The 25,426-nt window shown below is 34.0% G+C and carries 21 protein-coding genes; 4 read left to right on the plus strand and 17 right to left on the minus strand.

Annotated elements, in window-relative coordinates:
* Positions 1 to 25 precede the first annotated feature (25 nt).
* Entirely contained in the window at positions 26 to 3,730 is a 3,705-nt protein-coding gene (locus ACJJV4_RS13275) for a metallophosphoesterase (protein ID WP_405295184.1), read from the plus strand.
* Between the two features lie 8 nt (positions 3,731 to 3,738).
* Here the strand turns inward: ACJJV4_RS13275 and ACJJV4_RS13280 are convergent, their stop codons facing one another.
* Entirely contained in the window at positions 3,739 to 4,584 is an 846-nt protein-coding gene (locus ACJJV4_RS13280) for a hypothetical protein (protein WP_405295186.1), read from the minus strand.
* Positions 4,585 to 4,632: 48 nt separating this feature from the next.
* Here ACJJV4_RS13280 and ACJJV4_RS13285 point away from each other — a divergent pair, with 48 nt between their 5' ends.
* Positions 4,633 to 5,844 carry an NAD(P)/FAD-dependent oxidoreductase gene (locus ACJJV4_RS13285; RefSeq protein WP_405295188.1) on the plus strand — a complete coding sequence of 404 codons (1,212 nt, stop codon included), beginning with the start codon at positions 4,633 to 4,635 and terminating at the stop codon, positions 5,842 to 5,844.
* Positions 5,845 to 5,865: 21 nt separating this feature from the next.
* On the opposite strand, the gene ACJJV4_RS13290 is transcribed toward ACJJV4_RS13285, so the two are convergent.
* The 4 genes from ACJJV4_RS13290 to gcvP form a co-directional block, all read right to left on the minus strand.
* The gene (locus ACJJV4_RS13290) at positions 5,866 to 6,717 is read right to left on the minus strand and encodes a glycosyltransferase family 2 protein (protein ID WP_405295190.1); all 852 of its coding nucleotides are present in this window, start codon (positions 6,715 to 6,717) and stop codon (positions 5,866 to 5,868) included.
* Positions 6,718 to 6,776: 59 nt separating this feature from the next.
* The gene (locus ACJJV4_RS13295) at positions 6,777 to 7,298 is read right to left on the minus strand and encodes a methyltransferase (RefSeq protein ID WP_405295192.1); all 522 of its coding nucleotides are present in this window, start codon (positions 7,296 to 7,298) and stop codon (positions 6,777 to 6,779) included.
* A gap of 2 nt (positions 7,299 to 7,300) precedes the next feature.
* Positions 7,301 to 8,359, minus strand: a complete 1,059-nt coding sequence (locus tag ACJJV4_RS13300; RefSeq protein ID WP_405295194.1) for a 3-oxoacyl-ACP synthase III family protein — start codon at positions 8,357 to 8,359, stop codon at positions 7,301 to 7,303.
* A gap of 217 nt (positions 8,360 to 8,576) precedes the next feature.
* On the minus strand, positions 8,577 to 11,426 hold the full coding sequence (gene gcvP / locus ACJJV4_RS13305; RefSeq protein ID WP_405295196.1) for an aminomethyl-transferring glycine dehydrogenase: 2,850 nt from the start codon (positions 11,424 to 11,426) through the stop codon (positions 8,577 to 8,579).
* 121 nt (positions 11,427 to 11,547) lie between these two features.
* On the opposite strand from gcvP, the gene ACJJV4_RS13310 reads away from it, so the two are divergent.
* The gene (locus ACJJV4_RS13310; RefSeq protein ID WP_405295198.1) at positions 11,548 to 12,381 is read left to right on the plus strand and encodes a hypothetical protein; all 834 of its coding nucleotides are present in this window, start codon (positions 11,548 to 11,550) and stop codon (positions 12,379 to 12,381) included.
* On the opposite strand, the gene ACJJV4_RS13315 is transcribed toward ACJJV4_RS13310, so the two are convergent.
* From ACJJV4_RS13315 to ACJJV4_RS13350, 8 genes are all read right to left on the minus strand, one after another.
* Entirely contained in the window at positions 12,378 to 12,641 is a 264-nt protein-coding gene (locus ACJJV4_RS13315; RefSeq protein ID WP_405295200.1) for a hypothetical protein, read from the minus strand. The two genes, ACJJV4_RS13310 and ACJJV4_RS13315, sit on opposite strands and share 4 nt — an antisense overlap.
* 2 nt (positions 12,642 to 12,643) lie before the next feature.
* Entirely contained in the window at positions 12,644 to 13,195 is a 552-nt protein-coding gene (locus ACJJV4_RS13320; RefSeq protein ID WP_405295202.1) for a sigma-70 family RNA polymerase sigma factor, read from the minus strand.
* A 43-nt stretch (positions 13,196 to 13,238) separates the two neighbouring features.
* The gene (locus ACJJV4_RS13325; RefSeq protein ID WP_405295204.1) at positions 13,239 to 14,114 is read right to left on the minus strand and encodes a methyltransferase domain-containing protein; all 876 of its coding nucleotides are present in this window, start codon (positions 14,112 to 14,114) and stop codon (positions 13,239 to 13,241) included.
* A gap of 8 nt (positions 14,115 to 14,122) precedes the next feature.
* Entirely contained in the window at positions 14,123 to 14,518 is a 396-nt protein-coding gene (locus ACJJV4_RS13330; RefSeq protein ID WP_405295206.1) for a hypothetical protein, read from the minus strand.
* A complete protein-coding gene (locus ACJJV4_RS13335; protein ID WP_405295208.1) occupies positions 14,505 to 14,867 on the minus strand; it encodes a hypothetical protein in 363 nt (120 codons plus the stop codon). The genes ACJJV4_RS13330 and ACJJV4_RS13335 overlap by 14 nt, the downstream gene beginning before the upstream one ends.
* Positions 14,868 to 14,921: 54 nt before the next feature.
* Positions 14,922 to 15,425 (minus strand): GbsR/MarR family transcriptional regulator, encoded by a 504-nt coding sequence (locus ACJJV4_RS13340; protein ID WP_405295210.1) that lies wholly within the window; start codon positions 15,423 to 15,425, stop codon positions 14,922 to 14,924.
* A gap of 67 nt (positions 15,426 to 15,492) precedes the next feature.
* Entirely contained in the window at positions 15,493 to 18,180 is a 2,688-nt protein-coding gene (locus ACJJV4_RS13345) for an AsmA-like C-terminal region-containing protein (RefSeq protein WP_405295212.1), read from the minus strand.
* 84 nt (positions 18,181 to 18,264) lie between these two features.
* Entirely contained in the window at positions 18,265 to 18,969 is a 705-nt protein-coding gene (locus tag ACJJV4_RS13350) for a queuosine precursor transporter (protein ID WP_405295214.1), read from the minus strand.
* Positions 18,970 to 19,042: 73 nt separating this feature from the next.
* Here ACJJV4_RS13350 and folK point away from each other — a divergent pair, with 73 nt between their 5' ends.
* Positions 19,043 to 20,173 (plus strand): 2-amino-4-hydroxy-6-hydroxymethyldihydropteridine diphosphokinase, encoded by a 1,131-nt coding sequence (folK, locus tag ACJJV4_RS13355; protein ID WP_405295216.1) that lies wholly within the window; start codon positions 19,043 to 19,045, stop codon positions 20,171 to 20,173.
* A gap of 78 nt (positions 20,174 to 20,251) precedes the next feature.
* On the opposite strand, the gene ACJJV4_RS13360 is transcribed toward folK, so the two are convergent.
* The 4 genes from ACJJV4_RS13360 to ACJJV4_RS13375 form a co-directional block, all read right to left on the minus strand.
* Positions 20,252 to 22,873, minus strand: coding sequence for an MGH1-like glycoside hydrolase domain-containing protein (locus tag ACJJV4_RS13360; RefSeq protein ID WP_405295218.1), 2,622 nt, complete (start codon positions 22,871 to 22,873; stop codon positions 20,252 to 20,254).
* 318 nt (positions 22,874 to 23,191) lie between these two features.
* On the minus strand, positions 23,192 to 23,851 hold the full coding sequence (locus ACJJV4_RS13365; protein WP_405295220.1) for a class I SAM-dependent methyltransferase: 660 nt from the start codon (positions 23,849 to 23,851) through the stop codon (positions 23,192 to 23,194).
* Positions 23,852 to 23,971: 120 nt separating this feature from the next.
* Positions 23,972 to 24,799 (minus strand): cupin domain-containing protein, encoded by an 828-nt coding sequence (locus ACJJV4_RS13370; RefSeq protein ID WP_405295222.1) that lies wholly within the window; start codon positions 24,797 to 24,799, stop codon positions 23,972 to 23,974.
* On the minus strand, positions 24,799 to 25,341 hold the full coding sequence (locus ACJJV4_RS13375) for an RNA methyltransferase (RefSeq protein ID WP_405295224.1): 543 nt from the start codon (positions 25,339 to 25,341) through the stop codon (positions 24,799 to 24,801). The genes ACJJV4_RS13370 and ACJJV4_RS13375 overlap by 1 nt, the downstream gene beginning before the upstream one ends.
* Positions 25,342 to 25,426 lie beyond the last annotated feature (85 nt).

The raw sequence follows: 25,426 nt of genomic DNA on the forward strand, positions 1-25,426 counted from the left end.
TTTACAGAAATTAATATCATTAATTATGACTAAAACTTTACGCTACATTATATTATCTCTTTCGGTGTTTTTTATTAATGCTTGCGCAACTTATAAAACTCAAATTAACGATGTTAGTAATGCTCAGTTTCCCAACAAGGAAATTGCCTATTCGTTTTATTTAGTTGGAGATGCAGGAAATTCACCAATGGGTTCAGAATCTGATGGATTAAGAGCGTTTAGAGAAGAAATTAATAAGGCGCCAGAACAAAGCATGGTGTTGTTTTTAGGAGATAATATTTACCCAAAGGGATTACCTAAAAAAGGAGAAAAAGGTCGTGAGTTTGCTGAGTATCAATTAAAAATTCAGACCCAAGCAGTTAAAGATTTTAAAGGGGAGACTATTTTTATTCCCGGAAATCACGATTGGTATAGTAACGGATTAAAGGGGTTAAAGCGTCAGGAAAATTATATAGAAGATGCCTTAGGAAAAAACACGTTTTTACCAGAAGATGGTTGCCCTATTGAAAAAGTTGAAATATCTGATGATATCGAAATGATTATTGTCGATACAGAATGGTATCTGGCTAACTGGGACAAACACCCAACAATAAATGATGATTGTGAAATAAAAACACGATCTAGGTTTTTTGAAGAATTAGAAAGTTTAATAAAAAAGGCACGTGGAAAATCTACAATAATTGCTATGCATCATCCTATGTTTACTAATGGGTTACATGGTGGTGAGTACGATTTTAAATCGCATATGCAACCCTTACCTGTTCTAGGGACTTTAAAAAACGTATTGCGCGAAACTATTGGGGTTTCGCCAGAAGATATTCAAAACAAAAGATATAACGAGCTACAAAAACGTGTAGTAACCTTAGCGCAAGAGAATGATAAGGTTATTTTAGTTTCTGGGCACGAACATAATTTACAATATTTCGAAAAGTATAATTTAGCGCAAATAGTTAGTGGCGCAGGTTCTAAATCTACACCAACTCATAACGTTGTTGATGCCTTTTCGGCTAGTGTTCCTGGTTATGCAAGGTTAGATGTTTTTAAGGATGGATCGTCGTTTGTTAGATTTTATTCTGCAAAAGAAGATAAAGTTATTTTTCAAACTGAAGTTCATGGCCCGGATAAAAAACTAGACGAGTCTGCCTTTGAAGATTCTTTTGCTAAAACAAAAAAAGCATCAATTTATAGTGATCAGGAGGTTGATAAAAGTGGTTTCCATAAAGCTATTTGGGGAGATCGATATCGCGAGTTTTATGGAGCAAAAGTAGAGGCACCCGTAGTAAACTTAGACACTATGTTTGGAGGCTTAACACCATCTAGAAAAGGTGGAGGGCACCAATCTAAATCACTTCAATTAAAAGATAAAACTGGTAAACGCTATGTTATGCGTGCACTTAGAAAGAGCGCTACGGTTTATTTACAAGCCATGGCTTTTAAAGATCAATACATTGCTGATGAGTTTGACGATACCGTAACAGAAAGCATTCTACTCGATTTTTACACAGGTTCTCATCCTTATGCGCCTTTTGTAACAGGTACATTGTCCGATGCGGTTAATTTATTTCATACCAATCCAACCATTTATTATGTGCCTAAACAAAAAGCTTTAATTGGTTTTAATGATGATTTTGGTGATGAATTATATATGATTGAAGAACACGTATCCGATGGTCATGGAGATGTTGCAAGTTTTGGTTTTTCGAATAAAATTGAAAGTACCACCGACTTAATGAAAAAATTGAGAAAAGACGAAAAGTATAAGGTAGATGAAGTATCGTTTTTAAGAGCTCGTTTGTTCGATATGGTTATTGGTGATTGGGATAGACACACCGATCAATGGCGTTGGGCAGAATTTGAAAATAAAGAGACAGGAGAGGTTATCTATAAACCTATTCCACGAGATCGTGATCAGGCCTTTTCTATAATGGGCGATGGCGGATTAATGGAAGTTGCTACTAGAATTATTCCTTCGTTAAAATTAATGGAAGGTTTTAATGACGATATTAGAAATGTAAAAGGGTTCAATTTTAGTCCGTATTCTTTAGATATGACTTTGCTAAATGAAACGAGTAGAGCCCAATGGGAATCGGAAATTAAATTCATTCAAACCAATTTAACGGCGGCAGTTATAGATGATGCTTTTACTCATTTCCCAAAGGAAGTTCAAGGCGAAAGTACTATTGAAATGAAAAGAGTGCTACTAGAGCGTGTTAAAAATTTATCAAGGTTTGGAATGGAGTATTATAAAATACTAAATGATTGTGCTGTTGTAACCGGAACTGATAAGGATGATTTATTTGAAATTGAAAGATTGCCTAATGGAGAGACCAGGCTTACTGTAAGCAGAATAAAGGATGGTGAAAAAGGGATAGTTATTTTTGATAAAACATACTCAAATGATGATACCAAAGAAATTTGGGTTTATGGTTTAGATGATGAAGATGAGTTTCATGCTTTTGGAGAAGGCGATCACTTAATTAAAGTGCGTTTAATAGGTGGCCAGAATAATGATACATATAATATTGAAAACGGAAAAAAGTTGGTTTTTTATGATTATAAATCTAAGAAAAATACGATTGAAGTTAATCATGGAAGAAAGAAACTAACGGATGATTATGACACAAATGTTTACGATTTTGCTAAGCTTAAAAATAGCACGAATCAATTTGTGCCAGTTTTAGGAGCTAACCCAGACGATGGTGTGAAAATAGGATTCTTGAATACCCTTACAAATTATGGCTTTGAGAGTAATCCGTTTAGTTCTCAGCACACCTTTGGAGCATCATACTATTTCGCTACTAGTGGTTTTGATTTTGAATATACAGGTGAGTTTTCTAATGTGGTAGGCAAGTGGAATTTAGGTTTAAACGCCAAAGTTACAAGCCCAAATTATGCTATTAACTTTTTTGGATATGGTAATAGCACGCCAAATTTAAATGCCGATGATGAAGATAATTATAGCTTAGATTATAATCGTGTAAAATACAGTACACTATCTTTTGCACCTTCTTTAAATTGGCGAGGTAAAATGGGAGGCCACTTCAAGGTGAGCCTAAGTTACGAGGCTATAGAGGTCGAAGAGTCTACAGATAGATTCATTAATACGTTTTATGTTGAAAACGGTGAAGATAATAACAAGAAATTTGCAGGTGTAGATGCTCTGTATCAATTCCAAAATAGAGATAATGAAGCGTTCCCAACTATGGGGATGCAAACCAGTTTACAAGTAGGGTATAAAACAAATGTAGATGACTCTAGAGGTTTTGGATATTTAATTCCAGAACTTGGTTTCGACTATAAATTAATTCCTAGTGGACAATTGGTTTTGGCAACAAATATAAAGGCGCATTTAATTTTTGGTGATGAATTTGAATTTTATCAAGCCGCAAGTTTAGGAGGAGATAATGGGTTGCGAGGTTATCGAAATGAAAGGTTTTCTGGTAAAAATGCTTTTTATCAAAGTACCGATTTACGTTTAAACCTAACTAAACTTCGTACAGCCTTACTGCCATTGCATATTGGGGTTTATGGAGGTTTCGATTATGGTCGTGTTTGGATTGATAATAATTTGGTTTTAGATAATAATACCACCTTTAATTCTAATACATGGAACACTTCTATTGGCGGTGGTGTGTTTGCAAATGCTGCAAACGTTATGACTCTAAACTTATCGGCCTTTAATAGTGACGACGGCTTGCGTTTCGCTTTTAAAGTTGGTTTTGGTTTCTAAAGAGGGTATTAGTTTAAGTTAAATTCATATAGATTGCCATCACTACCATGGGCTTTCTCATCGGTAATGTATAGTGTGTTATTGTCCTTAAAGCAAATACTTTCTTTTTGCGATATACGGCCATTAATAGGGATTTCGGTAGCAGTTCCGTTGAAAAAGTTATCATTTTCAAAGTCTGTAAATAGCCATACTGATTTAGGGCTTAATAGCACCATAGATTTTCCGTTACTGCTAATGTCTGCCGATGTTATCCAGCAATCCATATCATTACAAGTATCAAAGGTTCCTAGTAGCTCGGCAACATGCTTTCCTTTTTTTGCAGGAACTTTATAGAGAGAGGTTTTTCCAAAATCGTTTTTAACACGGCTTTTAGTGAACAAATAAAAATTGTTTTTATGATAGAAAAAAGCTTCACAATCAAAATATAAATTTTTATTTTTAGGAGGAAATTTTTCTTGGTTTGGGTAGCTAAAAGAAATACGATCAATATCAACTTTACCTTTATCATTCAAGGCTTTCTTTTTTACCTTTAATATAGATAAGTTTTTGCGTTTACTATCATTGTTGCCAAAATCGCCAATGTAAAGGTTGCCTTCTTCATCAGAGGTTAAATCTTCCCAGTCGTTGTTTTTTGCATCTATTTTTATTTCTTCTTTAATATTTCCTTTGGCTGAAACACCATAAAGTTTTGGCGAATTTCCACCATCGTTAAGCATCCAGATATAGTCGGAGTTTACTGTGGTTTCCGTTCCAGAAACTTCATCTAAAGATTTAGGTAGTTCTGCTAGAAATTTAATATTTGCGTTTTCGCAACTTGCACTAAGGATTAATAATGATATTATAAGTTTGTTCATCTAAGCTTTAAAATTTAAAATAGTAAATTTACTGAGTTTTTTATACTTATGAAGGAATACAATGTTATAATTATTGGTGGAGGTGCCGCAGGTTTTTTTAGTGCCGTTAATATTGCGGAACAAAACCCGCATTTAAAAGTGGCTATTTTAGAACGTGGTGGTGAAGTACTAACCAAAGTGAAGATTTCTGGTGGCGGTCGCTGTAATGTAACGCATGCTGAATTTATGCCTGATGAATTAGTTAAAAACTATCCGCGTGGGGAAAAAGAATTGCGAGGGCCATTTCATCAATTTATGACGGGAGACACCATAGAGTGGTTTGAAAATAGAGGTGTGCCTCTTAAAATTGAGGATGATGGACGTATGTTTCCTGAAAGCAATTCTTCGCAAACCATTATCGATTGTTTTTTAGATGAAGCTGAAAAGCATGGTGTAGAGGTTTTAAAGAATCACGCTGTAAAGTCAATAAAGCATTTAGAAGCTCATTATAAAATAGAAACAACGCAAGGCGATTTTTCAGCTGAAAAAATTGTGGTTGCAACAGGAAGTAATCCGAAAATATGGAAACTTTTAGAAAGTCTAGGTCATACAGTTGCACAGCCTGTGCCATCGCTGTTTACGTTTAATATTAAAGACGACCGTATTACCGATATTCCTGGTGTTGTCGCTTTAAATGTTGAGATAACCGTTACAGACACTAATTTATGGAGTGAAGGTCCGTTGCTTATTACGCATTGGGGAATGAGTGCGCCTGCAATTTTAAAGTTGTCGGCTTTTGGTGCAATAGAATTAGCTAAAAGAGATTATAAGTTTGCCATTGAAGTTAATTTTATCCGTCAGGATTTTGATGTTTGTATGGATGCTTTAAAAATCTTAAAACTCGATTTAGCCAAGAAAACTGTATTTAAATCTACACAGTTTGATTTACCTAAACGCCTTTGGCATAAACTGGTTTTAGCAGCGCAAATGACCGAAGATACGCGTTGGGCAGATTTAAATAAAATGCAATTGGAAGCTTTGGCTAACCAACTTACTACTGCTATATTTAATGTTGATGGGAAAAGTACTTTTAAGGAGGAATTTGTAACGGCAGGTGGTGTAAATTTAAAAGAGGTTAACTTTAAAACTTTTGAAAGTAAAAAACACGAAAACCTTTATTTTGCTGGTGAAGTTTTAAATATTGATGCTGTAACCGGAGGTTTTAATTTTCAGAATGCTTGGACGAGTGGTTTTATTGTGGCTAAAGCCATTACTGCATAAAAATATACACTAAAAGGGTTATTATCTCTTAAACTTACTCAAAATACCTTTCCAGCGTAGATCTCGAATAAACTCACCTTCTTCAACAGATACTAAAGGTGTGATATTTTCATTTTTAGCTTTAAAATAGCCCAACATATAATCTTTAAGCAAGGTGAAACTTCCCTTTTTGTAAGCGAGTTTTACTGCAGAAATTAAAGTAATTGTAAAACCATAACGCATTTTGTACATGGCTTCTCCTTGAAGGTATTTGGAAGCTTTGTTATAGCTAATCCCTGTGGGTTTTAGGTGTTTTACATGCAGAGATTCATCGGTTAAAAGTTCCCAACCATAATATTTTGCAAGTAACTCATCGACGGTGTCCCAGCCCATAGATGGTTTTAATTCCCCTATTTGTAAGAAACAAGATTTTCGATAAGCTTTTAAAGCACCACGAATATGGTCTTTATTGGTTAAGTTTTCTAAAACCCAATCGTTGTTTTTTTCTATGTAGCAAAATCCAGCTACCATACCAAGTTTGGTGTTCGCTTTAAAATGCTTAGAAATTTGTTCTAAATAGTTCTCAGGAAAAATTAAATCGGCATCGAATTTACAAATGATGTCGTAATCTTCATCTAAAACTTCAAAACCTTTATAGAAGGCATTTATAATTTTGGAACCAGGTAAATGTGCTTCGGAAGATTGATTGTTTACTAAAGTAATAAATTGATATTTTTCCGCGTAAGCATTAACAATATTTCCTGTATTATCAGTTGAGTTATCATTAACAATTACTACGCGTTTTGGCAACAGAGTTTGGGTTGCCAAAGATTCTAAAGTGAGCCCGATAGAGCTTTCTTCGTTGTGCGCAGGGATTATTATGTGGATGTTCAACCGTTTAAAATTTAAGATTCAAAGTTAAACTTATTTATTTCGATTTAGAATGGAATAGCCTAAATTCTTTCAGCATAAACAATATAGTAACGCGGAGTAAAGCGTCTTAAAATAGGGCGAATTCCTAATTTTTTAGGTGGGTTTGTCCATTTTTTACGATCTATAATTTTCCAACCGGCCTTCTCTAGAAGCCAATCGAATTGCCAATCTTCAAACTCATGATAATGACGATCTAGCATATCTGTTTTACTTCTATATGCTGAAGAAAACCATAATTTTAACGGCACACTTGCTACTAGTTTATCACCTTTAATAGCTTTTAAAGCCGTGTAAGGTGAAAGTAAATGTTCGAAAATTTCGAAAGCTGTTACAACGCTAGCTTCGGTGTTTGTAATGGTTGAGGTGTCTTCATCTAAATCTTCTCCTTTGGTGTTTTCTACTGAAAAACCATGTTCTTCCATTATTTTAGTAAATGGGTTTACAACTCCTAAATCTAAAATCGTTTCAGAGTTTGAAACATGTTTTTTTAAGAACTCTATAGTATGCTTAAAGCGTTTGTTAGGAAAACTATTTTCGTACATTATTAATGTTTATAAACAATAGCATTAATATTCATACCTGCTCCTACACTGGCAAAAAGAATGATATCACCTTTGTTAATTTCTTGATTTTCTAGTTGGCTTTTTAAAATAATATCGAATAATGTAGGCACTGTAGCAACACTAGAATTCCCTAGTTTAGCAATAGACATTGGCATAACACCTTCTGGCATGTTTAAATCATAAAGTTTGAAGAAGCGTTTTACAATCGCCTCGTCCATTTTTTCGTTAGCTTGGTGTATCAGTACTTTCTTTACGTCTTTTATATCTACACCAGCTTCGTCTAAACAAGATTTCATGGCGAGTGGTACGTTTGTTAATGCAAATTCATAAATTTTACGACCATACATTTTTATATAGCGACGATCTTCTTTTATATCGGGATTGTTGGTTTCTCCAAAATAAATGTAATGTGCTTCGTCTAAAGAATACGTTGCAGATTTGTGATTTAAAATTCCTCCGTCTTCATTGGTGGATTCAATAACAACGGCTCCTGCACCATCTCCATAAATCATGGAATCACGGTCGTGTGGATCTAGAATTCGAGATAACGTTTCTGCACCAATAACTAAACATTTTTTTGCAATACCAGCTTTAATAAAAGCATTGGCCTGTATAACACCTTGTATCCAACCCGGGCAACCAAAAAGTAAATCGTAGGCAACACAGTTTGGGCTTTTTATGCGTAATAAATGTTTAACACGAGAGGCCATACTTGGTACGGTATCACTCTGGATGCTATCATGGCGCACATCGCCATAATTATGAGCCACGATGATGTAATCGAGGTCTTCACGGTTAACTTTAGCGTTTTCAATAGCTTTTTCGGCCGCAAAAGAGGCTAGGTCTGATGTGTTTAAGTGATTCTTGGCATAACGACGTTCATCGATACCTGTAATGGCTTTAAATTTCCTAACGATAACCTCGTTGGGAGCATTTATTAAGGTGCCATCACTATTTAAAAATTCGTTACTGTGAAAATTTTCGTTTTTTTCAACATTATCAGGAATATAACTTCCTGTTCCGGTGATTTTAATATTCATATGCTACTAATTCTTAATTGAAAAGGACTGCAATAAGAAAGTCCTCTTTACATCTCCATTTTCTTTATAAAAACCAAAAAGTATTATTCAATTTTCGAGTTCCTTTAATAACTAAATAAACAAAAAATTGCCGATATGGTTTATATATCGGCAATATAAAATCTTATTAAAAAATATATAATTTATTTTCTTTTATTTTACGATGTTCAAAGGGTATTTATGCCTCCATATAAGCCTCTATAGGCGTACAAGAACATATTAAATTACGGTCACCGTAAGCATCATCTACACGACGAACACTTGGCCAGAATTTGTTTTCTCTTACGTAATCTAGCGGAAATGCTGCTGTTTCGCGCGAGTACGGAAAAATCCATTCGTCTGCTGTAATCATATCTAGCGTGTGTGGTGCATTTTTTAAAACGTTGTTATCATCGTCTTTAGATACACTGTCTATTTCTTTTTTTATTGAGATCATAGCATCACAAAAACGATCAATTTCAGCTTTGCTTTCGCTTTCTGTTGGCTCAATCATAAGTGTTCCTGCAACAGGAAAAGAAACTGTTGGTGCATGGAAACCATAATCCATTAAACGTTTTGCAATGTCACTAACTTCTATGCCGTTTTCTTTAAATGGACGACAATCTACAATCATTTCGTGAGCTGCACGTCCGCGTTCTCCAGAGTATAATGTGTCGAAATTACCCTGTAAACGTTGTTTGATGTAATTGGCATTTAAGATAGCGATTCTAGTCGATTCGGTTAAGCCTTCTGCGCCTAACATTTTTATGTAGCCATAAGAAATTAAGCAAGCTAAAGCTGAACCAAAAGGCGCTGCAGAAATTGCTGTAATGGCATTTTTACCACCCGTTTTTACAACAGGATTTCCTGGTAAAAAGGGAACAAGTTGTTTGGCAACACAAATTGGTCCAACACCTGGGCCACCACCGCCATGCGGGATAGCAAAGGTTTTGTGTAGGTTTAGGTGGCAAACATCTGCACCAATATTTCCTGGATTTGTTAAGCCTACTTGCGCGTTCATGTTGGCGCCATCCATGTAAACCTGACCACCGTTATCGTGAATAAGTTGGGTTATTTCTTTAATAGCCGACTCGTAAACGCCGTGCGTAGATGGATAAGTAACCATTAAGCAAGATAAATTATCTTTATGTAGTTCTGCTTTTTCGCGTAAATCGTCTACATCAATATTTCCTTCTGCCGTAGATTTTGTTACAACCACTTTCATACCAGCCATAACCGCACTTGCTGGATTTGTTCCGTGTGCAGAAGATGGTATTAAACAAATGTTTCTATGGTGGTCATTACGTGATTCGTGATACGCTTTTATTACCATTAAACCAGCAAATTCACCTTGTGCACCAGAATTTGGTTGTAAAGATGTTGCTGCAAAACCAGTAATTTCGGTAAGTTGATCTTCTAGTTCTTTAATTACTGTTAAATAACCTTTGGCTTGTTTCGCAGGAACAAAAGGATGAATATTTGCCCATTTAAAAATACTTAATGGCAACATTTCTGCGGCAGCGTTAAGTTTCATGGTACAAGAACCTAAAGAAATCATAGAGTGATTTAGTGATAAATCTTTACGCTCTAATAACTTAATGTAACGCATTAATTCGGTTTCCGAATGGTGTGTATTGAAAATATCACTTGTAAGAAATTCGGATTGGCGCTGTAATGTTTCTTCAATATTATTTGAAGGTTCTATCGAGGAAATGGTAATTGTCTTTTTGTCTGCTGCTTTGGCAAAAACAGAAATTAAATAATTAATATCTCTAATTGACGTGGTTTCGTTTATAGAAATAGTAACCGTTTTTTTATCTGGGTAGTATAAGTTCACCTTTTTATCTGTGGCTGCCTTTTTGATTTTTTTCGCTTTAGTTTTTATTTGAAGCGTATCAAAATAAGACGAATTAACCTGTTGATAGCCTAATTTCTCTAACGCGCTAGCTAAAGTGGCTGTTTTGTTATGCACTTTATTAGCTATATGGGATAAGCCTTTTGGTCCATGATACACGGCATACATACTTGCCATAACGGCTAAAAGTACTTGTGCTGTACAAATATTTGATGTGGCTTTATCTCGCTTAATATGTTGTTCTCTGGTTTGCAATGCCATACGTAATGCACGGTTGCCATTGGCGTCTTTAGTAACACCAATAATACGCCCTGGAAGATCACGTTTGTAAGCTTCTTTAGTAGCAAAGTAAGCGGCGTGAGGACCTCCGTAACCCATTGGTATCCCGAAGCGTTGTGTGGTTCCAAGAACAACATCTGCTCCAAATTTACCTGGAGCTTCTAGTTTTACTAAGCTTAAAATATCGGCAGCTACAGCTACTTTAATTCTGCTATTATTCGCTTTAGAAATAAAAGATTTTATATCGGTAATTTGACCGTCTTTTCCTGGATATTGTAAAATAGCACCAAAAAAATCATCGGAAAATGCGAAATCTTTTTCGCATCCAACAACAAGCGCAATACCAATTGGGTTTGCTCTAGTTTTTAATAAAGATAGCGTTTGTGGTAGTATGTTCTCAGAAACAAAAAACTTGTTAACTCCTGCTTTTTTCTGATCACGTTCTCTAACTGCAAATAGTAAGCTCATGGCTTCGGCTGCAGCAGTACTTTCGTCTAACAAAGATGCGTTTGCAATTTCCATTCCTGTTAAATCAATAACCATGGTTTGGTAATTTAAAAGCGCCTCGAGTCTGCCTTGAGCAATTTCGGCTTGGTAAGGTGTGTAAGCCGTATACCAACCTGGGTTTTCTAATATATTACGCTGGATTACTGCAGGTAAAATAGTAGGGTGGTAGCCTAAGCCAATATAGGTTTTGTAGGCTTTGTTTTTTTTCGATAACTCATGAATATGCAGTAAATACTCATGTTCCGTCATGGGTTCGTCTAAATTTAATCCTTTTTTTAAACGAATATCATCTGGCACAGTTTCGTATATAAGCTGATCTAAAGAATCGGCACCAATGGTTGTTAACATTTTATTTTGGTCATCTGCTCTAGGACCAATATGACGCAAAGCGAAAGCGTTTGTATTCATTACAGTTACAATTTGTTATAGATTTCGCAAAAATAAATAATAATTGATGTTTTATATGGAAGAAAGCGGAAAGTTTTTAACCATTTGGAGGTGTTATCAACAGTTTGTTTATTTTTGCGATATGAAGCTCCTAAAACAAGTTTTTAATTTTTATCTAAATAGTAGTATCCACGTGGCTTTATCGGTCTATGCTCTAACTTATATTACGCTTTTAGAGTTTGGATTTTCTTATGAAAAAAATGTGCTTTGTTTTGTGTTTTATGCTTCAATTACGGGTTATAATTTTGTAAAATATTTTGGAGTAGCTAAATTTCATCATCGAGGCCTAGCAAGTTGGTTAAAAGCGATCCAGATTTTTTCGTTTTTTGCCTTTATTTTAATGTGCTATTACGGATTTCAGCTTAGTTTTTTTACTCTATTGTGTATTGCTGGCTTTGGATTGGTAACTTTTTTATATGCCATTCCTTTTTTGCCAAAGCGACTGTTTTTAGATCAACAGAATAATTTGCGTAGTATTGGTGGTCTTAAAATTTACTTAATTGGCCTAGTTTGGATGGGTGTTACCGTATGTCTTCCTATTATAGAAAATAAATACTGGGTAGATACCGATGTAGTTGTTACGGCTGTACAGCGCTATCTTTATGTACTAGTTTTAATGTTGCCTTTTGAAATTCGAGATTTACAATACGACAGTTTAAAACTATCTACCGTGCCACAAAAGATAGGTGTAAAAGGAACTAAATTAATGGGTGTTGCTTTATTGGTTCTATTTTTTTTATTAGAGTTTTTTAAAGACGAAACTCATCAGATAAAAATATTAGTTTTGTTGGGCTTATCGATACTAACGGGAGCATTTGTGTTACTGTCTAGTAAAAAGCAAAGTATTTATTATGCTTCTTTTTGGGTAGAAGCATTGCCTGTGTTTTGGCTTCTATTTATGCTTTGGTTTACCTAATGCACTTGTTCTTCAATAGCTTTATTTAAATCTTTTTTCATATCTTCTTTACACTTTGGATCTAGGCATTCTAGATTAGAATCTTCAATGCGCTTTGTAAGTTTTGCATTGTTTTTAGAATAACCTCTACAGGTCTTACAGTATAATAAGTGTAAGTTGAGCTTTATTTTTTCTAGTAACGAAGCTTCTTTATATTGTGCCTTATCGCAAACTTGGTTTGCTTCATCACAAGGCATGAATATGTTTATTTTTTTACTCATAATTAAAACCAATTTTCTTTTAAGCAATCGGCCATGGCGGTTCGTGCTCTGTGGATGATTACCCATAGGTTAGACGCAGTGATATTTAGTTCATTACAAATCACCTCCGTTTCATAATTAAGTACTGTTTTCATTTTAAAAACATTGGCTTGTTTTTTAGGTAGTTTGCTTAAACAATTATGAATAGCCTCGCCTAACTCACTGTTTTGCATGGTATCTTCAGCAGTTTTGTCGAAGGGGTCGGCAACGCGTTCTTCAAGCCAATCACCTTCAGATTCAGTATCGCTGTATTGAATTCTAACTTCTGCTTTTCCTTTATTAGAGTTTATTTTTCGGTAATGATCAATAATTTTACGTTTTAAAATAGAAATTAACCAAGTACGCTCGCTTGCTTCTCCCTTAAAATTTTTCATCGATTTTAAACCTGCAAAAAATGTATCTTGAACCAAATCTTGGGCGATCTCTCTATCGCTTACGCGGGTTACTGTGTAATTAAACAAGTAATCTGCATATAAATCTATCCACTTATCGGGATGTATTTCGTGTTTGGGCATGTGTTACAATTTTTATCAAAAATAAGGTAAAAAAATGAATTTATTATTTGGTGCTGCTAATAATGTAATAACCAAAGCTTTTAAAGTGTAATCCCGAAAGTAAGGCGTAAAACGATCCTTTTAGGTTATGTAGGCTTTCTCGTTTTAATGTTTTTGAAGCGAATAGTTTTTTAAAGATGAATCCTGTTATTGCGAAAGGAACGTGTAAAACAGATGGAGCGACTTTGTAGGATGTGTTTTCTACCTTAATATCCGTAAAACCTTGCTCTTTTAGTTTGTTGACCATATTTTCGATAGTTTCTAATTTTTCTAAACTCCAATGATCACAAAGGCTTTTGTAAGCAAATCTGTTGGTGCGTTGCAATGTTGAAGCTTCTTTTTTTAAGAAAGCATCAGCAATGACCAATCTTCCGTTTGGTTTTAAAACACGATAAGCTTCTTTAATAGATTTATCGCTATGTCCAGAATGGCAAAAGCTTTCTATGGCTAAGGCCGCATTGAATGTGTTTGAAGGAAATGATGTGTTGTTATAATTTTCTTTTAAAATGTTTCCTTTATAATTTTTAAGAAGCATGTTGCCTTGTTGCATTTGAAATTCTGATAGGGTGACTCCAAACGCAGATAAGTTTTTTTTATTTTTTAAAGCATAACGCATGGTGCCTCCCATACCGCAGCCCATATCTATTAATGAAATTTTTTTATTAGTTAAGTTCAATCTGTTTATTACCTGATTATTCATTTCGTTTAACATAGAATCTCTCTTAAAGGGATTTGTTTTAAAAGGAATAAAATACCCAAAGTGCATGTTGAAATCTTTACTCCAAAACTCGTAATCTTCAGTAGCTTCGTTATAGAAATCAATCATCTCTATACGGTTCGTTTCTGGGCTTTTTTCTAAATTAATGGTTGCAGTTGTCATAGGTTTAGTTATTGAAGTTGAACTTTAGTGTTAGTCTTTAAAGATTGTCTAGATTTGTTTCTTCCTCTAAAAAAGAAATATAAATTTAAAAACAGCATCACGCCTAAATAGATAGAAAAGGCGCCGATTTTTTTACTTAATATTTCAATGATTGATTGATAAGTAAGGCTTTCGTGTGCCTGATAAGTTATTTTCAGAATTAACATAGCCCAACCTATATTAATAAGGTAAAAACCTATTTCGAATAATTTGTTTGTTGCCAATGCAATGTCTTCTTTGCCTTTAAAAATATCAATCATAAAGAGTTTTCCATTTTTAAAGAGCATTTTGGAAACGTAGATTGTTAAGGCGATAACAATTGGTAAATAGATTAAGTAAGCGATAATGATTTTAGAATTTTCCATGATGTATTGATTTTGATTTTATAAGAAAGGTGAGCCAAAAAACATTGTTGTAGTGTAAAATGGCTAATCCGAGAATAATGATGCCCAAGCGATAGCTTAGCGAGTTAATAATTTGAATTATTGAATTTAATTGTTCCCAATAGGCTATAGAGAAAATAGCATAACCAAGGTTGGTGAGATAGTAACCAATAAGTAAAATGTTGTTTATGTTTTTTACCAGTTGGGTGTTTTTTTGAAATAGATGAATGAGGTATATTTCTCCGTGCGTGTAAAACAACCAACCAATTTTTATCATGATAAAAAAGATGATGGGGAGGTAAATGCTATATGTGAGAAGATTATAATTCATTTTCTAAACATTTTAAACTTTCAGAAATTATTGAAAGTATTATTTAAATTTTTTTTATTTGATGAGTTTTAATAAAGATTTAGTGATCCAAGTTTGTTCTTGGTTTACAATTTTATTCATCATCGCATCAGCAGTTTCAGCTAAATCATGCAAAGCTTTAGTTTGTTTAATTAGTTCTCTTGTTTTTTCTGTGCCATCATCTTTTATCGAGGATACGTCTTTTAAAACTTTAATAACAGGTTTTATTTCACGTCGGCTACGTTCTTTTGCGATATGTCTGGCAAGTTCTTGTACGTCTTTTTCAGTCGAAAAATATTCTTTACGTTCGCCAGGAATGAGCTCCTTTGTAACAATACCCCAATCCATTAGTTGACGCAAATTCATGCTTGTGTTACCGCGGGAGATTTTAAGCTCTGCCATAATTTCTTCCATGGATAAAGGTTTAATAGAAATAAAAAGCAAAGATTGTATTTGCGCCATAGCTTTGTTTATGCCCCAAAGTGTGCCTAAACTTCCCCATGTGCTAATAAACTTATCTTTTGCTTCTTGGTATTCCATACGGCAAATATATATAATATTTCTAAACTTTCAATAATTATTGAAAGTTTATTTTAGTTACTCAAAATTATTTAACCGTATCCTTTGTTTTTTTCTTTAATAAACCACCTAATACATTTTTTACTGCATTTGTAGTGTTATTGGTAGGTGTGGTTTGAGTAGAATCTGTTTGAGTTGTTTTATTGTCAAGAATACCTCCTAAAACATCTTTAACGGCATTAGTTTGTTCTGTTTTAGTCGAGTCTGTTTTTGTTTTGTTACCGCTAATAATACCTCCAATTAGGTCTGTAACTTTGTCTTTACCTTTATTAAGAAGTTTTTGTTTTTCAATTTCAACCAGTTGTTTTGTTAGGTTGGTAACTCCACTTGTTAAATCTGTTTTTACAGTCGGACTCGTGTAAGAACCTCCAATATTTGCAGTAACCGGAATGGTAATGTTGTTGGCCTCTTCGCTATCAATTTTGTTAATAAGCGCTGTAATATCGGAGCCTAGGTATTTTGCTGGCACATTAAAAATAGCATTGTAATTTAATGTTTGATCAAAGCCGTGTGATCCAGAAACCGTAATAGCGATATCTTTATATTTTAAATCGAAAGGTTTTACGCTTACTTGCCCATTGGCAAATTCTAACTTGGTTTTTAGATCTTTTAAATCGAGTTTGCTAAAATCTATAAAGCTCAATGAGTTATCAAGTTTGCTTAAAAGGCCACTTTCGTTTTCGGATAGGTTTGTTGTCAATAATTCTGCTAGCGCATTACCCGAAACAGTACTTAAATTTGGAGCAAAATCTTTATCTAAACTTCCAGATAAATTAATAGTTGTGTTTAATTTTCCTTGTAAAATTTTGGCAATAGGAGCTAAGTTTTGAAGTAATTCTAAGCCTTTAAACGATTTTGAAATATCGAAATCGTTAGCGCCTAATTTAAAATTAAATGTAGGTGTTTCTGTTTTGGTTGAAACGTCTCCTGAGATTGAAAGCGCTCCATCGAAAATACTTGATGATACGTTGCTCAACGTTGCAGCTTCATCTTTTATTAATAGCTTCCCTTTAACATCGGTTAGCGTTAAATTATCATAAATTACGGTTTTAGCATTGGCGTTTATAGTGCAATCTAAAAAAGCAGGGATTTTTAAGGCTTCCGATTCTGTTGGAGTTTGTGTTTTTGTTTCGGTTGAAGCTGTTTCGCTTTCCGACATAAAATCACTCATTTTAAAAAGGTTCGAATTTAAATCGAAATTACCTTTTAGTGTTGTATCACTAAGTACAAATCCTAGTAAGTTGTTTATAGTTCCGTTAGCATTTAAATCACTTTCACCTGTTTTTGCTTTAAAGTGATTTAGTGAAACGGTTTGAGGATTAAAGGTTAAATCTGCTTCTGAAATTTCTAGAGGGTTTGCCATATCTTCAGAAGTATATACAAAATTACTAAGGCTAGCAGTTCCGTTACTTTTAATGCGTTCAAATGCATTAGCTTCAATCGCATTCATGTCAAAAGCCGTGCTTAATTTTGCTTTTAAAATACCTGTAAGCGGACTTGCCAATTCAATAGGGTATGCTTTTGTGATATTAGCTAAGTTTAAAACACCGTCTAAATTGGCACTTACAAGCATGTTTTTGGTCATGTTTTTTATGCTGGCAGACGATTTAAAAACATCGTCGTCTATTTTAAAGTTCAAGGTTTTTATATCAACAAAAGTATCATCTAAAAAGCCTGTTGTGTTTTTTATAGAGGTATTAATTACAATGTTTGTTACGCTTTTTGGTAAATCGGGATATTTAAAAGACGCATTGTTCGAAGCGATATTAATATCTAATTTAGGAATGGTTTTATCAGAATTAATACCTTTTACAATACCATTAATAGTAAAGTCTCCACTAGTTTGTACGCCATCTAAACTGCCTGAATACGTTTCTGGAATTAAGGCTAAGAAATTTTTAAAATCAGATTCTGGGTTTTTAAAGGTTAAATCGATATTCTGACCTTCATCTAGTAACTGAACAAAACCATCAAATTCTATTGGCAATTTATTGATATAGCCTTTATTTTCTTTAAAAGTGTATTTACTATTTGTTAAGTCTAAATCTATTAATGCATCTAGTTTTATAGCATTATGGTTTAGGTAATTTGTGCCGTCCATGGTGAAGCTAACATTGGCTTCTGTTTTAGTATCAAGTTCCGATGTTTCTCCCGAAAAAGTTCCGCTTCCGCTATGGTTTAATTCCGATATTTGCATGGTCATTTTTAAAGCTTCATCTATATAATCAAAAGCACTATTTTCAATGCTATAATCTTCAATGCTAAATGTAAAACTGCTGCTCGTTGCGTCTGTTGTAGTTTCTGTTTCGCTAGCTTTGGCAATATCATAATTTGTTTGTCCTTCTGTATTTGTTTTTAAAGTAATCATTGCTTCATCCACAAAAATGCTATTCACGACAATAGGCTCTTCACCTGCTGTTTTAAATAATTCGGGGATAGACACGGTAAACGCAATAGATTTTGCTGCTACCAAGGTATCGCCTTTAAAAGGTTCGAAATTGGTAATAACAAAATCGTTTATACCAACGTGGGCCTCAGGAAAGCTACGGATAAAGCTTAGGCTTACATCGCTAAATTCTACTTGAGCATTTACATTATCATTTATAAATTGCTTTACAATGCCTTGAATTTTTCCTTGGAAAACAAAGGGAATTGCAACCAATAAAATAAGTAAGGTAAGTATAGTGAAACCTGTGATTTTTAAAATTTTCTTCATAACGCGGTGTTTGTGAAATATTTACGTAAAAAACGGATTAAGGGATGAGATTATGGGTGGTTTTAAGTTAACTTTAACGGAATTTTAAAGGAGATGGATTTCTTCATTTACCTTTAGTTTGAAACGCTTTCTGAACAAAAATACACCTAAGTATAGAAAAGGAGTGTCAAAAAATGCTATTATAATTTTAAATATAAATCCGCTAAGTAATAAGCCTAAAAACCGGTCCCAGGCAATAATTTCGAAGATACAAAGCAATCCAACGACGGTAAATGTATCAACAAATTGAGATAAGAAAGTTGAAAAGTTATTCCGAAGCCATAAATGTTTGCCTTTAGTAAGTTGTTTCCAGAAATGATAAATTTGAATATCTATAAATTGAGCAAACAAATAAGCCATCATGCTTGCAAAAACGGCTAAAACTGTATTTCCAAAAACGGTATTAAACATACTATCTTGCACAGGTGACCATGGTGTAGCGGGAACAATGCTTGATACATAAACAATTAAGAGCGAAAAGAATGAAGCGAAAATACCAGCTTTAACAACTTGGTTGGCGCGTTTTTTTCCATAAATTTCACTAATTAAGTCTGTTATTAAAAAAGTAATAGGATAAGGTAATATGCCTACTGAAACTTCAAAAAGTTTAGCGCCATAAATTTCGATATCAAAAGGATACCAATAAAAGAATTTTTGAAAAATAAGATTAGAAACTACTAAGGATGTGATAAATAAAGCCCCCAAAAGCATGTAAATTCGTTGGGCGGCGAGCTTGTCTTTTAAAGTCATATAAAGTTGTGAATAAATACCTAGGGTAAATATACAATGAAACCATTTAGTTTTCATTATTTTGCGTCTACTTATGACGGAACCAACAACATTTCATATTGCTTTAGGCAGTAATAAAGGTGATAAATTTAAAAATTTACAAGATGCTGTAGATGCTATTTTTCAGCAAATTGGTAATATAAAGTTAATTTCTAAAGTATATAAGTCTGCTGCTTTAGGTTTTGAAAGTGACGATTTTTTAAATTGCTGCTTGGTTTTAGAAAGTGATTTACAGCCACATGATGTTTTGGATATGCTATTGGCTATTGAAATAGAATTAGGACGTACTCGTAAATTAAAAAACGAATATGAAGCGCGAGTAATAGATTTGGATGTTGTTTTTGCAGAAGAACAAATAATAAGCACCGAAACTTTGCAAGTTCCACATCCAGAAATGCATAAGCGTAAGTTTGTTTTAATGCCACTCAACGATTTGGCGCCTAAATTAAAGCATGCTAAACTTAGTAAAACCGTATCGGAGTTGTTAGAGGTTTGTGAAGATAAGTCGGTTTTAGAACCTTTAAATATTTGGCTAAAAAACCCTAGTAAAACCCTAGATTTTTCTAAATATAATTATATTGCAATAGAAGGTAATATTGGTGCAGGTAAAACCAGTTTGGCAAATAAAATAGCGCAAGATTTTAATGCAAGATTACTTATGGAGCGTTTTGCAGATAATCCGTTTTTACCTAAGTTTTATAAAGATGCACAGCGTTATGCGTTTACCTTAGAAATGTCTTTTTTAGCAGATCGATATCAGCAAATTTCAGAAGATTTAGCACAACTCGATTTATTCACGCAATTTGTTGTTAGCGATTATGATGTTTTTAAATCGCTTATTTTTTCTAAAATAACATTGAATACGGATGAGTATGGATTATATAGAAAGTTGTTTTACTTAATGTATAAGGATATCCCGAAGCCAGAGCTTTATGTTTATCTATACCAAAACACCACACGTTTACAAGAAAATATTAAAAAACGTGGACGCGATTACGAGCAAAATATAGCCGACGATTATTTGGAGAAGATTAACTCTGGATATTTAGAGTTTTTAAAAAGTCAGAAAGATTTTAATGTGAAAATTATTGATATTTCCGATAGAGATTTTGTTGCAAACAGAAGTGATTACCTTTGGGTTTTGGGTGAAATTTGTAGTGAATAATTAAAAATAAAAACTCCATTAAGATATCTGTATGTTAAGATGTCTTAATGGAGTAGGTATATATTCAGAAAACAGAAATTAGTCCTCGTCCATTTCCATAATTAAATTGGCAATAAGAGATGTCCATCCTGTTTGGTGCGATGCGCCAAGACCTCTGCCTGTGTTGCCATCAAAAAACTCGTAGAAAAAGTGTTCCTTTTTAAAATGTTCATCATTAGTGAAAACCTTGTCAGGATCATCTGAGTGGTATTGATATTTACCATCTTCATTCGGTTCAAAAAGTTTTATTAATCTTTTAGTTAGTTCATTAGCAATTTGCTTTAGATTAAGTTTGTTACCCGAACCTGTTGGGAATTCATAAGTATATTCATCGCCATAAAACTCGTAGTATTTACGTAACGATTGAATAATCATGTAGTTTAAGGGCATCCAGATAGGGCCACGCCAATTTGAGTTGCCTCCAAACATGTTAGAGCGACTTTCTCCAGGTTCGTATTGAATTTGGTGGTGTCCATTATGGTTAAATACGAAAGGATATTTTTCGTGATATTTTGAAAGCGAACGAATTCCAAAATCTGATAGAAATTCGTCTTCATCAAGCAAACGTTTTAATAAGTGTTCTAATCTAAAGCCTCGCATAATGGAAAACATAAAGTTTCCGTCTTTATTGGCTTCTTCTAAATTTGAAATTAGAGAAGCTAAATCTGGTCGTGTTTTTATAATATTGTTGGCTCTTCTTCTAAATTCTTTTAATTCTTCAAATAAATCTTTGTTGATAATTTCTACAGCAAACATTGGTATAACTCCTACTAGAGAGCGCACTCTTAATCGGTCGGTTCTTCCGTCGTTCATTTCAACAACATCATAATAAAAATTATCATCGTCATCCCATAGTGAAATATCTTTTTTTCCTATATGGTGCATGGCCCAAGCGATATTCAAAAAGTGTCTAAAAAACTTAACAGCAGGCTCTTCGTAAACTTTATTGTTTTTGGCAAGCTCAAGAGACATGCGCAACATATTAATAGAGAACATAGCCATCCAACTGGTAGCATCTGCTTGTTGCATTCTGGCGATACCTTCTGGCATATGGTTTCTGTCGAAAACACCAATATTGTCTAAGCCTAAAAATCCACCCTCAAATAAATCTGTTCCATTTTTATCTTTTTGGTTAACCCACCATGTGTAGTTAATCATAAGTTTTTGGAATGCTTTTTCTAAAAATGGAAGATCTCCTTTTCCTGTTTTTTCTTTATCTTTTTCGTAAACTTTCCACACCGCATAACTATGTACAGGCGGGTTAACATCGCTAAAGTTCCATTCGTAAGCAGGGATTTGACCGTTAGGGTGCATGTAGTTTTCTTGTAATACCAATAGTAATTGATCTTTGGCGAAATAGGGGTCGATTTCTACAAACGAGGCCATATGGAAAGCTAAATCCCAAGCGGCATACCAAGGGTATTCCCATTTGTCGGGCATAGAAATAATATGTCTATTGGTAAGGTGTTGCCAACTGTAATTCCGCATGTTGGTTCTGTTCGGTTTATTTTCTCCTGGCCCTCCAAAAAGCCATTTAAAAACATCGAAATAATAAAACTGTTTGGTCCATAGTAACCCTGAAAAGGCTTTTTTAGCAAGATCCTGTCTTGCTTCTGGTAAGTCTTTCTTTATTACATCGTTGTAAAATTCTTCGCATTCTGCTTTTCTTAAATCAAAAATAGAATCAAACGCTTCCCACGGATTATTTAATTCATTTTTGCTAAGGCGTATTTTAACACTTTTTTCTTCGCCAGCTTTTAAGCTAAACTTATGCCAAACGGCCATTTTAGAACCCGTGTTTTTTGGGTTTACAGTGTTTTTTTTATTTACAACATGTTCGTGAATTCCGTCTTTTACGTAAGGAACTTCATTTTTTACATTATAAATACGTTCGTTATTGGTTTCGTTTTCACAAAATAGAGGTGTGCCATTTTCATGATACAAATAGTATTCTCCATTTCTACTACTGTTAGATTGTGCACAGCCTTCTTTTGTAGATTTTATTATGGGACGTTCAAATTTTTTATTGTGTTTCCATACATTTCTAAACCACAAATGCGGTAATACATGAATATCGGCTGCTTTCGAGCCTCTATTTACAACAGTGACCTTCATTAAAATGTCTTCGATATCTCCTTTTGCGTATTCAATAAAACAATCGAAATATGCATTGTCTTTAAAGCAGCCTGTGTCTAATATTTCATATTCGTCCTCGTCTCGCCCTTTTTTATTTCCCTCCACTAAATCGCTGTAAGGAAATTTGCAATGCGGATACTTGTATAGGTACTTATTGTATGAATGTGTTGGTGTGGATACTTGATGGAAGTAAAGTTCTTTAACATCTTCTCCATGGTTTCCTTGGTTGTTGGTAAGGCCAAATAGACGTTCTTTTAAAATGGTGTCTTGCCCATTCCAAAATGCAGGAGCCAGACATAAAATTTCTTTGGCATCGCAAAAACCACCTATGCCTTCTTCTCCCCATCTATAGGCGTTACTCCGAGCTTTTTCATGATCGATAAATTCCCACGATTCTCCATGTTCACTATAATCTTCTCTAACAGTTCCCCACTGTCTTTCTGCTAAATATGGTCCCCAGTTTTTCCAGTTTTTGTAATTGTTAGGTGTTGCTAAGCGTTCCGATTCTGGGTTTTTATCAGCCATAAATTCTAGTTGTCATTATTAATAAAGTTGAAACTATTAATTAAAATGTATGTGATATAAACATCAAATTTAGTTTTTTAATGTTTCTGCGTTTTAATTAGGTTTTCAATAAAAATAGAGCTTTTTTCAATAAGTTCTTAATTGAGTTTGTTAGTATTTCTGTATTAGCGGTTTTAATAGTGTTCTTTTAGCTTCTTTTTAAAAAAGGATTGAGTTTATTGCTGAAGATGTATTTACTAATAGTAGCAGATAGATGTTGAGAGAGGGTTGTGCGTTTTATGATTTCTTGTTTATTTGGTGTGCATGTCAGGAACAACATTAAAACATTTTATAGAGGGTTGTTACAATTCGTCCTTTCTCATTATCCAAAGTGTACTCATCAAGCAGTGTTTCTTTTTTAACTTCTAAATTAAAAGGTGCTTCTAGTAAGTTAACGCCGCTATTCTGTTTCAGCCTGATTCCTTGCCCAGAAATAATATCTTTATTTGGAGTAAATGGTGCGAGGGGTATATGTTCTGTTAAAATAATAAACTTGTAATGTTCTAGCTTTTTAACTACGCTTATTATTTCTAGGTTAGATAAATGCTGTAATACTTGACGGAGAATAATACAGTCGGCCTTCGGTAGTTTGTCTTTCGCGAGATCTAGGCAGTAGAATTCTAAATTATCAGCTTGGTATATTTGTTTATTTCTCTTAATTAGGCTTTCAACAATATCGGCAGCAATATATTTTTGGGTGTATGGTGTAAGCTGTTTCCCAATATTAAAATCACCACAACCCAAATCGCAGACTGTTAAGTTATTTTTATGGGTTTTAAAAAAGGTGATAATAGATTCTAGATAAGGATTTATAATATCAGCATCATGCGATCCAGAACCCGAGTAGAAGTCAAAACCTGTTCCGCCCCAAAGCTTCATCTCGTAAATCTGATTCATGGCATCTTTAGTTGGCCATGGTTTTTTAACTTTTTTAGTCACCTATTTAAAATTTGTCAGGTTTATTGTAATAAAAATGCAAACTAAATTTTTGTAAATTCTAATTAATTAGATTTCCCAAAACTTAGTTTGCACTATATATTTAATCTAAAAAAATAGTTTTTATTTTTCTTCTTTGTTGTGTGTTTCTAGCCAAGCTTCTCCGTCTTTATCAACAAAGAAATCCATCCAAACATAATACATTTCATTATCAGCTTCTACACTCACCGAGTGGCTCGAACCTCTTGGAATGTGTAATAAGGAGTATTCAGGAAAATCAACCTGAGCTTCATCAGCATAAACAACACTGTTATTGTCCGTAAGGCCTAAGAATAATTGCTCTAGCATACCATGTACGTGTGCACCAACTTTGTCTGGACCAATAGTTCTAACTGTTCCCATAGCCACTCTTGGTATGTATTTGTTAGGTAATATGGTTCTACTTGTAGTTTGCGGACTCTTAATTGGTTCCGTGTACGATTCGCAATCTGTAAACTGTTTAAAGTAAATAGTGTCTACGTTTTCTTTCGGGAATGTTTTAATGTCAACAATATCTAATTCCGTTTGTAAAACCGATATTTTAAGGTAATGTAGTGTTTCGTTCTCGTTAGCTTTAAATTCAATATCATCAACATTGTTCGGTAACATAATAGTTTCCGGTACAATCTCGTAAGTTTTATCACCAGAAGTTAAAGTTGCATTACCAGTTATAAATAAATAAATGGTTTTGTGCGTGTCATTAATATCTACCTTTTGGGTAATGTCGCTATTAATGGTAATGTGTTCGGTGGTGACACCGTCAATCTCATCGGTTAAAATGTTTTTGCTTTGTTCTTGCTGGTTTTCTTGCATTTCCATATCGAGATGTTTGATAGGGATTTCTTGCGCGTAAACTGCAGCAGCAGCGAAAAGAAGCGCTGCTAAAAAAGATAATTTTAGTTTAGTTTTCATTATTGTTTAAATTGGTTTACCAATTTACTAAATATATCCCAAACAACAACACCACAACTCACAGAAATGTTTAAAGAGTGTTTTGTGCCATACTGCGGAATCTCTATTACCACATCACTAGCGCTAACCACATTTTGTGCTACACCCTTAACTTCGTTACCAAAAACAAGTGCGTATTTAGTGTTCTCTTCTGGAGTAAAATTGTTAAGCATGGTGGCGTTTTCGGCTTGTTCAATCGAGCAAATTTGCACCTTTTCCGCTTTAAGTTTTTCAATTAAATCCATGGTGTTTTCAACATGTTCCCAAGCTACGGTATCTGTACTTCCTAAAGCTGTTTTATGTATATCCTTGTGTGGTGGCGTTGCCGTAATACCGCAGAGGTAAATTTTCTCAACTAAAAACGCATCACTCGTCCTAAAAACCGACCCAATATTATTTAAACTTCTAATATTATCGAGAACAATAATAATAGGTGTTTTTTTTGCCTCCTTAAAAGCATCAACACTCAGTCTGTCTAGCTCGTTGTTTTTTAATTTACGCATATTATGGTGTCTTTTTGTTTCTAAGCTAACAGAAATGTATCTAGTTTAACTTTTATGTTTTTTTTGGCGTTACCCGAAAAGGGTC

The organism is Algibacter sp. Ld11 (assembly GCF_045066735.1).
In the GTDB taxonomy this organism is placed as follows: domain Bacteria; phylum Bacteroidota; class Bacteroidia; order Flavobacteriales; family Flavobacteriaceae; genus Algibacter.